We start from the raw sequence: 11,892 nt of genomic DNA, 5'->3' as shown, positions 1-11,892 counted from the left end.
GGGCAGGCTGGTCGGGCTTCGCTTTACCGAAAAGCTTGTTTACGATGTCACCAAAGATACTCATTCTCAATCCTTCGCAGGTGGGTTACTGGCGCAAGCGCACTATGCTCACGGGACGGATGAGTCTATTAGGATATGTAAACCTTGTGTCCGACGCAGGGCAATTTGCTTGTCAAAGATCAAATGAGAGCAAATTAGTGGGCGCGGTGAGCTCAGCTCCCTAGGCTTCGGTTCACGTTTATTCACGAGCCCAACCGGAGCCATTACGGAATACGGCGCCCCGCGCTTCTGCCGCGCTGGCTGCCCGCCTGGACCACCCGCTGCACCGGGCAGGTGCGCCGATAGTACGTAAATGGTAGTGGACCGACCGCTGCCGGCGATACAAGTCGCCCATACTCCTCGTCATATGCGATCCGTACGCTCTCCAGCGTATAGCACTGACATTCTGAGTTCTCTCCACGCGCTGGTGCGTCCGATCCCCGAACGTGATTGCCGATGCGGCACGCGAGCGGTAGCCCACCGCTCGTTGTGCGCGCCCACTTGTGCGTCTGTCGCGTACTGGATGGATCCTATGCGGGCGGGCTCGCCCGGTCTGTGGAGCGCCCAATACGTTGCTAGCCGCGCGCAGTGGCGCAGTTTTTGATCGAACGGCAACGAGCAAGCGCCCGGCGAGTTTAGGAGAACGATGGGAGAGTGTGTGAAGAATTGACAGGCGAATGGTCTGGGAATCCGATCGCTTTCTTTATATCTGTCTTGCGTGGCACAAGCGTGAAATCCGACAGCCGGACACCCGACGACGACGTCTGACCGACCAAGGCTTCCCCGACGTCGCCGGGTGCCGCTGCGGACCCCACTTGCCGCTCTCAGCCCAGAGCGGCACGATTTGCCCGGTACGACACGCGAGTTGCGCGCCGTGCCGGACGCCCCACCTGCCAGCCGTCGTGTGTATCACGGCGACCGAAATTGCTGCTGCGAGTTGCTGCGAGGTGCCACAAGTTGGCACGCCACGCAGTGATTTGCTGTGTTTTGCTATGTGTATGACGCGCGAGGTGGTCGAGGCCCGCGCGCGCTGAACCTCAAGCTGCCTTAGCTTCCTTGCCCGGTGCTTTGGCGACCTCGAAGTTCGCCATGATTTCCAGCGCGCGCACCATGGCGGAGTGATCCCACGCCTTGCCACCGTTCGCTGCGCAGACGCTGAACAGTTGCTGCGCGCTCGCGGTATGCGGCAGGGCGATGCCCAGCTTGCGTGCACCGTCCAACGCGAGGTTCAGATCCTTCTGGTGCAGTTCGATACGGAAGCCCGGATCGAACGTGCGCTTCGTCATGCGTTCGCCATGCACTTCGAGAATGCGCGACGAAGCAAAACCACCCATCAGCGCCTTGCGCACGCGCTCCGGATCGGCACCTGAACGGGCCGCGAACAGCAGCGCTTCGGCGACCGCTTCGATGTTCAGCGCGACGATGATCTGGTTCGCGACCTTGCAGGTCTGGCCCGCGCCGTTATCGCCGATCAGCGAAATGTTCTTGCCCATCAGTTCGAAAAGCGGCTTCGCGAGTGCAAAAGCTTTTTCCGGACCACCGACCATGATCGTCAGCGAGGCTTCGCGCGCACCTACTTCGCCGCCCGAAACCGGCGCGTCGAGGTAGTCGACGCCTAGTGCATTGATCTTCTTCGCGAAGGCTTGCGTGTCGAGCGGAGAGATCGAGCTCATGTCGATCACCAGCTTGCCTTGCGTGAGGCCCTTGGCCACGCCGTCGTCGGCGAACAGCACGTTGGCGACGTCCGGCGTGTCCGGCACCATGATGATCACGATGTCGGATGCCTGTGCAACGGCGGTCGAGTCGGCAACCGATGTGGTGGCCTTGCCCAGATCTTCCGGAACCGGATACGCGCCGTTGACGAACAGCGTGTGACCGCCCTTGATGAGGTTGCGCGCCATATGCGCGCCCATGATGCCGAGGCCGATAAAACCAATCTTTGCCATTTGATGATGTCTCCAGTAGGTTGGGGCGGGAGTGTGCGTGGGTTGAGTGTCGATCCGCGCGTGGTCGGTCAGGCCGCCACGTGCGCTGCGCCGCGAATCTGTCCGGCGATGCTTTGAACCCAGGCAAGGCCTTCGGTGGTCGTCGTGCGCGGCTTGTATTCGCAGCCCACAAAGCCGTCGTAACCCAGCGAGTCGAGCAGATCGAACAGGAACGGGTAGTTGATTTCGCCAGTTCCCGGTTCGTTGCGGCCCGGATTGTCGGCAAGCTGGATGTGCGCGATCGACGCCAGATTCTTTTTGATGGTGGCGGCGAGCTCGCCCTCCATGCGTTGCATGTGATAGATGTCGTACTGCAGATACAGATTGTCAGAGCCGACGGCGCGAATCACATCAAGCCCTTCCGCCGAGCGATTCAGCGCGAAGCCGGGGATGTCAAAGGAATTGCACGGCTCGACCAGCAGCTTGATGCCTTCCTGTTTCAACGCGTTAGCAGCGAACCGCAGGTTGTCGACGATCGTCGTGTGAGCGCGGGCTGCATCGACGCCCGGGCCGGGAATGCCGACGAGGCAGTTCAGTTGCGGCACCTTCAGCGCCTTCGCATATTCAATCGCGCGGCCGACACCTTCTTGGAATTCGCCGACGCGGTCCGGCAGGCAGGCAATGCCGCGTTCGCCGGCTTCCCAGTTGCCCGCGGGCAGGTTGTGCAGAACGAGCTTCAGACGGTTCTGCTGCAGACGCTCGGCCAGTTCGGCCGCCTTGTACGGATAGGGGAAGAGAAATTCGACTGCGTTAAAGCCCGCGTCCGCTGCCGCGGCGAAGCGGTCAAGGAACGGCACTTCGTTGAACAGCATGGTGAGGTTGGCTGCAAATTTCGGCATGGTGCTGGGGTCTCGCTGGTCGGTCATAGTGAAAAACGCGAAAGACGCGAAACACGTCTCACGGGCGGCTCAGCGCGAAACACACGCTGGGCCGCTCGAACGTTACGGCGGATTTAGAAGATTCAGTCGAGCATACTGATGGCGCTCGGCGCATCTTCACGCTTCAGAGCCAGTTCTTCGAACTCGTTGATCGCGTCGATTTCGGTGCCCATCGAAATGTTGGTCACACGCTCGAGGATCACTTCGACGATCACCGGCACGTTGAATTCGGAGAGCATCGACTGCGCCTTTTGCAGCGCCGGCTTCAGCTCTTCCGGCTTGAACACGCGGATCGCCTTGCAGCCGAGACCTTCGGCCACCGCGACGTGATCGACACCGTATCCGTTCACTTCAGGCGCGTTGATGTTGTCGAACGCGAGTTGCACGCAGAAGTCCATGTCGAACGCGCGCTGCGCCTGGCGGATCAGGCCGAGGTACGAGTTGTTCACGACCACGTGCACGTACGGCAGCTTGAATTGCGCGCCAACGGCGAGCTCTTCGATCATGAACTGGAAGTCGTAGTCGCCCGAGAGCGCCACGATCGGACGTTGCGGGTCGGCAACGCGCACACCCAGCGCAGCCGGAATCGTCCAGCCGAGCGGGCCAGCCTGGCCGCAGTTGATCCAGTTACGCGCCTTGTACACATGCAGGAACTGGGCACCGGCGATCTGCGACAGACCGATCGTGCTGACGTAGCAGGTATCGCGGCCGAACACCTGGTTCATTTCTTCGTACACGCGTTGCGGCTTCATCGGCGTGTTGTCGAAGTGCGTCTTGCGTTGCAGCGTGCGCTTGCGTTCCTGGCAATCCGCGACCCATGCGCCGCGGTCTTTCAGTTTGCCGGCGGCTTTCCATTCCTTGGCGACTTCGACGAACAGTTCGAGCGCAGCCTTCGCGTCCGACACGATGCCGAGATCCGGCCCGAACACACGACCGATCTGCGTCGGCTCGATGTCCACGTGCACGAACTTACGGCCCTTGGTGTAAACCTCGACGCTGCCCGTGTGGCGGTTCGCCCAGCGGTTGCCGATACCGAGCACGAAGTCGGACGCGAGCATGGTGGCGTTGCCGTAACGGTGCGATGTTTGCAAGCCGACCATGCCGGCCATCAGCGGGTGATCGTCGGGAATCGCGCCCCACGACATCAGCGTCGGAATCACTGGCACGCCGACCGTTTCCGCGAATTCCACCAGCAGATCTTCCGCAGCGGCGTTGAGCACACCGCCACCGGAGACGATCAACGGCTTGTCGGAGTTGTTCAGGAGCGTGAGCGCCGCTTCGATCTGCTTGCGGGTTGCCTTCGGCTTGTAGACCGGCAGCGGCTCATACGTGTCGATGTCGAACTCGATCTCCGCGAGCTGCACGTCGATCGGCAGATCGACCAGCACCGGACCCGGACGGCCTGAGCGCATCACATGGAACGCTTGCTGGAACACGCGCGGCACGAGCGCGGGTTCGCGCACCGTGACGGCCCACTTGGTGACCGGCTTGGCGATCGATTCGATATCGACGGCCTGGAAGTCTTCCTTATAGAGACGCGCGCGCGGCGCCTGACCCGTGATAGCCAGAATAGGGATCGAGTCAGCCTGAGCCGAGTACAAACCGGTGATCATGTCGGTGCCGGCGGGGCCCGACGTGCCAATACACACGCCGATATTGCCCGGTTGGGCACGCGTATAGCCTTCGGCCATGTGCGAGGCGCCTTCAACGTGACGCGCCAGCACGTGGCTGATGTTGCCGGCTTTACGCATAGCCGAGTAGAACGGGTTGATGGCGGCGCCTGGCACGCCAAAGGCGGTGTCGATACCTTCTTTTTCGAGCACCAGCACGGCTGCGTCGACGGCTCTCATCTTGGCCATGAATGTCTCCTCAATGTCTGTGAATGCGAATCTAAGGGGGTTGAGGTGAACTTTAGGCCTGCGCTATAGGTTTGATAAGATCAGTCCGGGTCGCTTATTTCGAAACAAAAAGTATGGGATGGCGACAGCCCGCGACAGGCAGGAGACAAAAATGGACCGCTTCAAACAGATCGAAACCTTTGTGCGCGTGGCGGACGCGGGCAGTCTCGCGGCTGCGGCGCTGGAGGAAGGCGTGTCACCGGTGATACTCGGACGGCGCATCGACGCGCTGGAAAAGCGCCTCGGCGTGAAGCTGATGTACCGCTCGACCCGGCGCCTTGTGGTGAGCGAGGAGGGTGCGGCGTTTCTGGAACGCTGCCGCGGCTTGCTTTCCGAGTGGGATCAGGCTGAGAACGAACTGGCCGCGGGACGCCGGGCGGTGAGCGGGCACCTGATTGTCTCGGCGCCGGCTGCGTTTGGCCGCAAGCATGTTGCGCCGCTCGCACCTCCATTTCTTGCGGACAAGCCGGAATTGCAGCTGTCGTTTAACCTTACCGACCGGGTGGTGGATCTGGTCCGTGAGGGCTATGACCTGTCGTTTCGTATAGGCGGAGCGGTGGATCCCAATTTCGTGGCGGTCAAGCTGGCGTCGAACCGGCGCGTGGTCTGTGGCACGCCCGAATATTTCCGCAAATATGGCAAACCGAAGACGCTCGAAGACCTGCCGCAGCACAATTGCCTCGCCTTCAACCTGCAAGGGGGCCAGAACCGGGGTTGGTACTTCCGGCGCAATGGCAAACTTGTGACCGTGCGGGTCGGCGGGACGCTCGATTGCAACGACGGCGAGTTGCTGCACCGCTGGGCCTCCGAGGGTCTTGGCCTCGGTTGGCGCTCAACCTGGGAAATCCAGCAGCAGCTGGCTCGTGGCGAACTGGAAACGGTGCTCGATGAGTTCGCGCTGCCGGACTACGACATCCTCGCGGTCTACCCGCAGCAGCGCTATGTGCCGGCCAAAGTGCGCTACTTCATTGATTATGTGAAAGAGGTGTATTCCCGGCCGGAGTACTGGAGTGGGGAGGTTTGAGGGGTCACACGCACCAGGGACAGGGGTCGCGGAACCGATGCCGCGCCTAAACCTTTGAAAACACACCCAAATCACGCGGCAAACTAACGGGATATGTTGCAACCCGTCCCTATTCGGGCTACAATCTTCGGCTTCTCACTTGCCACACCGGTTCCGACGCCCGGGTGGCTTTAATCCCTAAGGAGTGTGTATGCGTCATTATGAAATCGTCTTTATCGTGCATCCCGATCAGAGCGAGCAAGTGCCTGCCATGATCGAGCGTTACAAGGGCACGATCACGTCGCACGGTGGCCAGATTCACCGTATCGAAGACTGGGGCCGTCGCCAACTGGCCTACATGATCGAGAAACTCGCGAAGGCTCACTACGTCTGCATGAACATCGAATGCGACCAAACCACGCTCGACGAGCTGGAACACGCATTCAAGTTCAATGACGCCGTTCTGCGTCACCTGATCGTCAAGATGAAGAAGGCCGAAAGCGGCCCGTCGCCGATGATGAAGGAAGTGCAGCGCGAAGAAGCCAAGAAGGCAGCTGCTACGCAGCCGTCCGAAGCGCAGGCTTAAGACACACTATTTAAGCTACCAGGCAAAAGCGTCGCTCTCGTGAACAGGCTGCAACTTACAGCCAGCGTCGTCGAACGCGAACCGGTGCGGTACACCCCCGCCGGCGTTCCGATCGCAAGCTGCACGTTGCAACACCACACCGAAGTCGTCGAAGCCGGCATTGCCCGGCAAGTTGAACTGACGATGCCGGCAGTGGCGGCCGGCGAGGCGAGCGGCAAGCTGGAAAGCTGTGTGATGGGCGTCGAAAAGCTCTTCACCGGTTTCCTGGCCAAGAAAAGCCGCAACGCAAGAACCCTGGTATTTCACATCACAGCATTGCAGGACATTGGAAAGGACTGAACATGCCCCGCCCGACTGGTAAGAAATTCGACAAGCGTCGTCAGCAACAAAACCCGCTCTTCAAGCGCAAGAAGTTCTGCCGCTTCACGGCAGCTGGCGTCGATCAGATCGACTACAAAGATATCGAAACGCTGAAGGACTTCATCGGCGAGAACGGCAAGATCACGCCGGCGCGTCTCACGGGTACGAAGTCGCACTATCAACGCCAGCTGGACACGGCTATCAAGCGCGCACGTTTCCTCGCGCTGGTGCCGTACACCGACCAGCACAAGGCCTAACCCGACGACGCGACAAGGAGTATTTGAATGCAAGTTATTCTTCTGGAAAAAGTCGTCAACCTGGGCAACCTGGGCGACATCGTCAAGGTGAAGGACGGTTACGCACGTAACTTCCTGATCCCGAACAAGCACGCACGCCGCGCAACGAAAGACGCAATCGCTGAATTCGAAGTTCGCCGCGCTGACCTCGAAAAGGTCGCCGCTGAAAAGCTGGCAGCTGCTCAAGCTCAAGGCGAAAAGCTGGCCGGCTCGACGGTGCAGATCGCTCAGAAGGCTGGCGTTGACGGCCGCCTGTTCGGCTCGGTGACGAACGCTGACATCGCTGAAGCACTGGTCAAGCAAGGCTTCGCAGTGGAAAAGGCGCAAGTGCGCCTGCCGGAAGGCCCGCTGAAGCTGGTCGGCGACCACGCTGTGCAAGTCTCGCTGCACACCGACGTTCTCGTCGACGTGACGGTGTCGGTGCTGGGCGAACACGCCTAAGCATCCAGTAGTATTAGCCAGGTAGTTTTGCTGGCGAAAGGCAGGGGCCGGGTGACCGGCCCCTGCTTTTTTGTTTCCCTTTTTCCCATTCGGCGTCCGTCGTTTGGGGTCAAAATCGCGAGTTTAGATTTCCTTCCGCGAGCATTTACCCCGATAATTCCATCCCATGAACGCACCGTCCAAAGACCCCCAACTCGAGTCGCTGAAAGTCCCGCCGCATTCGATCGAGGCCGAGCAATCGGTACTGGGCGGCTTGCTGCTCGACAACGCCGCCTGGGATCGCATCGCCGATTTTCTCTCGCAGAGCGACTTCTACCGCTATGACCACCGCATTATCTTCGAACACATCGGCAAGCTGATCGCGGCGACGCGTCCGGCCGACGTGATCACCGTGTACGAAGCGCTGGGCACGGCGGGCAAGGCAGAGGAGGTCGGCGGTCTCGCGTATCTGAACGCGCTGGCGCAGAACACGCCGAGCGCCGCGAATATTCGCCGTTACGCGGAAATCGTGCGCGATCGCGCGGTGTTGCGCCGGCTCGTTTCGGTCGCGGATGAAATCTCGGCTGACGCCTTCAACCCGCAGGGTAAGGAAGTGCGCCAGTTGCTGGACGAGGCCGAGTCGAAGGTGTTTTCGATCGCCGAAGACGGCGCGCGGGGCACGCAGGGCTTCCTGGAAATCGGGCCCTTGCTGACCCAGGTGGTCGAACGGATCGACACGCTCTATCACACCGCCAATCCGAGCGATGTGACCGGCACGCCGACGGGCTTCGTCGACCTTGATCGAATGACGTCCGGCATGCACGGCGGCGAGCTGATTATCGTCGCGGGCCGTCCGTCGATGGGTAAGACGGCTTTTTCCATGAACGTGGGCGAGTATGTGGCGGTCGAGTACGGTTTGCCGGTCGCGGTGTTTTCGATGGAAATGCCGGGCAGCCAATTGACCATGCGTATGCTCGGCTCGGTCGGCCGGCTGGACCAGCATCGGATGCGTACCGGGCGTCTGACTGACGAGGATTGGCCGAAGTTGACCCACGCGGTCCAGAAGATGAGCGAGGCGCAAATCTTCATCGACGAAACCGGCGGTTTGAATCCGATGGAACTGCGGTCACGGGCGCGCCGGCTCTCGCGCCAGTGCGGCAAGCTGGGTCTGATCATCATCGACTATTTGCAGTTGATGAGCGGGTCGTCGTCCGGTGAAAACCGCGCCACGGAAATTTCCGAAATCTCGCGTTCGCTTAAGAGTCTGGCCAAAGAACTCGACGTGCCGGTGATCGCATTGTCGCAGTTGAACCGCGGTCTGGAACAGCGCCCGAACAAGCGCCCGATCATGTCGGATTTGCGCGAATCTGGCGCTATCGAACAGGATGCTGACGTCATCCTCTTCATTTACCGCGACGAGGTCTACAACCCGGATAGCCCGGACAAGGGCACGGCGGAGATTATCATCGGTAAACAGCGTAACGGGCCAATCGGACCTGTTCGCCTCACGTTCCACGGTCAATATACGAAGTTTGATAATTTTGCGGGTGCGCAGAACTTCTACAGCGAGTAAAGCGATAAGTGACGGCGCTGTTGTAATGACGATGTCAGAAGTGCCACCTGATCCCGGTCCCGGTACAATATTGCGGTTTTATGTCAGCCATTGACGTGACCAATTTCCGGGATTCCAATGTTCGGTCGATTCATGCCCACCGAGGGCAAGTTCTTTGAAATCTTTAACGAGCATGCCGGGTGCATTGTCTCGGCCAGCCACGAACTCGAACTGCTGATCGACAATCTGCAGGACGCCGAGATCCACAAGCGGAACGTGCAGAAGGCCGAAAAGGCCGCTGACAAGCTCACGCACGAAACCATCGATCTGCTGCACAAGACGTTTATCACGCCGCTGGACCGCGACGAAATCCACAAGTTGATCACCACGATGGACGACATCCTCGATCTGATGGAGGACGTCGCCACGGCCATTTTCCTGTATGACGTTCAGACGGTGACCTCCGAGGCAAGTCAGCTCGCGCACATCTGCACGGCTACCGCGGAGCGCGTTCAGTACGCGGTTGGTCTGCTGTCGGATATGAAGCAGGCGAGCCAGATACTTAAGGCATGCGAGGACATCGACCGTCTCGAATCGGAAGCGGACCGCGTGCTGCGCGCGGCAATTTCCAAGCTCTTCCGCGAAGAAGACAACGTCAAGACGCTGATCAAGCTGAAAGCCATCTACGAACTGCTCGAGACCATCACGGACAAATGTGAGGATGTGGCGAACATTATCGAAGGCATCGTGCTGGAAAACGCATAATGCAATCGATACAACTCGCCATCTGGGTGGTCGCCACTCTGGTCGCCGTGTCGCTGGTGTTTGACTTCATGAACGGTTTTCACGACGCGGCGAACTCGATCGCCACGGTCGTCTCGACGGGCGTGCTCAAGCCGCAGCAGGCCGTTGCGTTCGCCGCTGCGTTCAACGTCATCGCCTATTTCATCTTCCATTTGAAAGTGGCGCAGACGGTCGGCAAGGGCACGATCGATCCGGCTATCGTCGACCATTATGTGATCTTCGGCGCGTTAGTCGGTGCGATTGGCTGGAATATCGTCACCTGGCATTACGGTATTCCGTCGAGCTCGTCGCATGCGCTGATCGGCGGTCTGGTGGGCGCGGCGCTCGCCAAGTCGGGCTGGCACTCGCTGAACCTGGACGGTCTGATGAAGACGGTCGCATTCATCTTCATTTCGCCGCTGCTCGGCTTTGTGCTCGGCTCGTTTTTCATGCTCGCGGTGTCATGGATCTACTTCCGCACGCCGCCTAGCAAGGTGGACCGGCGCTTCAGGCGCTTGCAGCTCATCTCCGCGGGTTTGTACAGCCTGGGACACGGCGGCAATGACGCGCAGAAAACCATCGGCATCATCTGGATGCTGCTGATCGCAACCGGCTACGCGTCGTCCCTCGCGGATGCGCCGCCGGTCTGGGTGATCGGCGGCTGCTATCTGTCCATGGGACTCGGCACGCTGTTTGGTGGCTGGCGCATCGTGCGCACCATGGGGCAAAAAATCACCAAGCTCAAGCCTGTTGGCGGTTTCTGTGCGGAGTCGGGCGGGGCGATTACGCTCTTCGTCGCCTCCTTTCTCGGCATTCCCGTGTCCACCACACATACGATTACCGGCGCTATCGTCGGCGTTGGCGCCACGCAGAAGTTGAGCGCGGTGCGCTGGGGTGTGGCCGGTAATATCGTTTGGGCGTGGATCCTGACCATTCCCGCGTCCGCCGCGCTTTCCGCGGCGGGTTGGTGGCTCGGCCACCGCTTCCTGTAGCAAGCGTTTGCCCAGGGTGGCGTGACGTGCTCAGATGAGCGGCGCGCTGCCCCCGTCCATCGGCACAATCGCGCCCGTGACATAGCTCGCGCGGCGGCTCGCCAGGAACAGCGCCACGTCTGCAATCTCCTCGGGTCTGGCAAAGCGTCCGAGCGGCACCTTGGCCTGGCCGCGCGCCAGCGCTTCCGCCGTGTCTATGCCTTGCTGGTTGGCCTCCAGCTTCAGCGCTTCTTCGACACGTTCGGTCAAGGTAGAGCCGGGATTGATCGCGTTGATGCGAATGCCGTAGCGCGCGTAGTAATGCGCGAGGCCGACAGTCGCCAGCATCAGCGCGGCATTGGCCGCACCGCCCGCAATATGAATGTCGCTCGCCATCTTGCCACCCATGCCGATGATGTTGACGATCGTACCGGGCTCGGTACTTTGTCCTGCTTTCACCCGTTCGGCCATCCGGCGCAACACTTCCTGCTGGGGATAGATGTAGGGAAAGTACTTCGCTTCCATCGTCGCGCGGAAGGCATCGGCATCGAGGGTTTCAGGATCGTAGCGGCGTGCCGCGCCCGCGCTATTGATCAGGACGTCGATGGGGCCGACCGCCGAGGTCACTTCTTCGACGATATCAGCGGCGCCATGCGGTTCATGCAGGTCGGCGCGCGTGAGGTGGACTTGCAGGCCTTCGCTTGCCAGTTGCTCGCGGGCGCGGGCGAGATTCGCGGGATCGCGCGAGACGATGGCGACCTTCGCGCCCTCGGCGGCAAAGCTGCGGGCGCAGGCAAGGCCAATGCCTTTGCTGCCGCCGGTGACCAGAACCACTTTGTTCTTCAGTCCAAGATCCATTGTGATCACTCCGCCGTCAGAGAATAGGAAAGACGATAGCAGATAGCATAGGCGCGCGTGGTTGGGTGGCCAATGGGGAAACGCTTGGGGGGCGGGGTTGGCTAGTGTGCGTGGTGTGGGTGAGACGTGCGCACGACGGGGCACGGCCTCAGTCCAAGGGACGCAACGTTCAATAGCTGCCGTTCGCGAAGTGTGCGATGGGATCGTCGCTGGACTGCGTACGCGCGGGGACCCCGTGCGAGGCCGTGGATGCGCGCATCACC

At 60.5% G+C, this 11,892-nt stretch carries 13 protein-coding genes; 9 read left to right on the top strand and 4 right to left on the bottom strand.

Annotation, left to right across the window (positions count from 1 at the left end):
- Nucleotides 1-224 (top strand): hypothetical protein (locus tag WCA85_RS08220; protein ID WP_424062757.1); only part of this gene is annotated, 224 nt, incomplete at its 5' end.
- Between the two features lie 852 nt (nucleotides 225-1,076).
- Here WCA85_RS08220 and WCA85_RS08215 read toward each other — a convergent pair.
- From WCA85_RS08215 to gcl, 3 genes are all read right to left on the bottom strand, one after another.
- Nucleotides 1,077-1,985, bottom strand: coding sequence for a 2-hydroxy-3-oxopropionate reductase (locus tag WCA85_RS08215; protein ID WP_424062755.1), 909 nt, complete (start codon nucleotides 1,983-1,985; stop codon nucleotides 1,077-1,079).
- A gap of 68 nt (nucleotides 1,986-2,053) precedes the next feature.
- The gene (gene hyi / locus WCA85_RS08210) at nucleotides 2,054-2,863 is read right to left on the bottom strand and encodes a hydroxypyruvate isomerase (protein ID WP_424062753.1); all 810 of its coding nucleotides are present in this window, start codon (nucleotides 2,861-2,863) and stop codon (nucleotides 2,054-2,056) included.
- A 122-nt stretch (nucleotides 2,864-2,985) separates the two neighbouring features.
- The gene (gcl, locus tag WCA85_RS08205; protein ID WP_424062751.1) at nucleotides 2,986-4,761 is read right to left on the bottom strand and encodes a glyoxylate carboligase; all 1,776 of its coding nucleotides are present in this window, start codon (nucleotides 4,759-4,761) and stop codon (nucleotides 2,986-2,988) included.
- A 151-nt stretch (nucleotides 4,762-4,912) separates the two neighbouring features.
- Here gcl and WCA85_RS08200 point away from each other — a divergent pair, with 151 nt between their 5' ends.
- From WCA85_RS08200 to WCA85_RS08165, 8 genes are all read left to right on the top strand, one after another.
- Nucleotides 4,913-5,824, top strand: coding sequence for a LysR substrate-binding domain-containing protein (locus WCA85_RS08200; protein ID WP_424062749.1), 912 nt, complete (start codon nucleotides 4,913-4,915; stop codon nucleotides 5,822-5,824).
- A gap of 190 nt (nucleotides 5,825-6,014) precedes the next feature.
- Nucleotides 6,015-6,389 carry a 30S ribosomal protein S6 gene (gene rpsF / locus WCA85_RS08195; RefSeq protein ID WP_424062748.1) on the top strand — a complete coding sequence of 125 codons (375 nt, stop codon included), beginning with the start codon at nucleotides 6,015-6,017 and terminating at the stop codon, nucleotides 6,387-6,389.
- A 39-nt stretch (nucleotides 6,390-6,428) separates the two neighbouring features.
- Nucleotides 6,429-6,728, top strand: coding sequence for a primosomal replication protein N (gene priB / locus WCA85_RS08190; RefSeq protein ID WP_424062746.1), 300 nt, complete (start codon nucleotides 6,429-6,431; stop codon nucleotides 6,726-6,728).
- Between the two features lie 2 nt (nucleotides 6,729-6,730).
- Nucleotides 6,731-7,006, top strand: coding sequence for a 30S ribosomal protein S18 (rpsR, locus tag WCA85_RS08185; RefSeq protein WP_074264854.1), 276 nt, complete (start codon nucleotides 6,731-6,733; stop codon nucleotides 7,004-7,006).
- 27 nt (nucleotides 7,007-7,033) lie between these two features.
- Entirely contained in the window at nucleotides 7,034-7,486 is a 453-nt protein-coding gene (rplI, locus tag WCA85_RS08180; protein ID WP_424062744.1) for a 50S ribosomal protein L9, read from the top strand.
- A gap of 166 nt (nucleotides 7,487-7,652) precedes the next feature.
- Entirely contained in the window at nucleotides 7,653-9,038 is a 1,386-nt protein-coding gene (locus WCA85_RS08175) for a replicative DNA helicase (protein WP_424062743.1), read from the top strand.
- A 117-nt stretch (nucleotides 9,039-9,155) separates the two neighbouring features.
- Nucleotides 9,156-9,782 carry a DUF47 domain-containing protein gene (locus WCA85_RS08170; RefSeq protein ID WP_424062741.1) on the top strand — a complete coding sequence of 209 codons (627 nt, stop codon included), beginning with the start codon at nucleotides 9,156-9,158 and terminating at the stop codon, nucleotides 9,780-9,782.
- Nucleotides 9,782-10,792: an anion permease gene (locus tag WCA85_RS08165; RefSeq protein ID WP_424062740.1), complete on the top strand. Its 1,011-nt coding sequence runs from the start codon at nucleotides 9,782-9,784 to the stop codon at nucleotides 10,790-10,792. Before WCA85_RS08170 ends, WCA85_RS08165 begins: the two co-directional genes overlap by 1 nt.
- Nucleotides 10,793-10,822: 30 nt before the next feature.
- On the opposite strand, the gene WCA85_RS08160 is transcribed toward WCA85_RS08165, so the two are convergent.
- Complete coding sequence (locus tag WCA85_RS08160) at nucleotides 10,823-11,629, bottom strand: SDR family NAD(P)-dependent oxidoreductase (RefSeq protein WP_424062738.1); 807 nt, start codon at nucleotides 11,627-11,629, stop codon at nucleotides 10,823-10,825.
- Nucleotides 11,630-11,892: the final 263 nt, after the last annotated feature.

The sequence above is a fragment of the Paraburkholderia sp. genome, assembly GCF_049581445.1.
Taxonomy (GTDB): Bacteria; Pseudomonadota; Gammaproteobacteria; order Burkholderiales; family Burkholderiaceae; genus Paraburkholderia.
The sequence above is the reverse complement of the archived record's forward strand: the minus strand, read 5'-3'. Positions and strand labels throughout refer to the sequence as shown.

Bases quoted from the DNA above. Each gene is read 5' to 3' on its own strand.
- WCA85_RS08165 (WP_424062740.1), top strand. From the start codon at position 9,782: ATGCAATCGATACAACTCGCCATCTGGGTGGTCGCCACTCTGGTCGCC.
- hyi (WP_424062753.1), bottom strand. From the start codon at position 2,863: ATGCCGAAATTTGCAGCCAACCTCACCATGCTGTTCAACGAAGTGCCG.
- rplI (WP_424062744.1), top strand. From the start codon at position 7,034: ATGCAAGTTATTCTTCTGGAAAAAGTCGTCAACCTGGGCAACCTGGGC.
- WCA85_RS08175 (WP_424062743.1), top strand. From the start codon at position 7,653: ATGAACGCACCGTCCAAAGACCCCCAACTCGAGTCGCTGAAAGTCCCG.
- rpsR (WP_074264854.1), top strand. From the start codon at position 6,731: ATGCCCCGCCCGACTGGTAAGAAATTCGACAAGCGTCGTCAGCAACAA.
- rpsF (WP_424062748.1), top strand. From the start codon at position 6,015: ATGCGTCATTATGAAATCGTCTTTATCGTGCATCCCGATCAGAGCGAG.
- WCA85_RS08160 (WP_424062738.1), bottom strand. From the start codon at position 11,629: ATGGATCTTGGACTGAAGAACAAAGTGGTTCTGGTCACCGGCGGCAGC.
- WCA85_RS08170 (WP_424062741.1), top strand. From the start codon at position 9,156: ATGTTCGGTCGATTCATGCCCACCGAGGGCAAGTTCTTTGAAATCTTT.
- gcl (WP_424062751.1), bottom strand. From the start codon at position 4,761: ATGGCCAAGATGAGAGCCGTCGACGCAGCCGTGCTGGTGCTCGAAAAA.
- WCA85_RS08200 (WP_424062749.1), top strand. From the start codon at position 4,913: ATGGACCGCTTCAAACAGATCGAAACCTTTGTGCGCGTGGCGGACGCG.
- WCA85_RS08215 (WP_424062755.1), bottom strand. From the start codon at position 1,985: ATGGCAAAGATTGGTTTTATCGGCCTCGGCATCATGGGCGCGCATATG.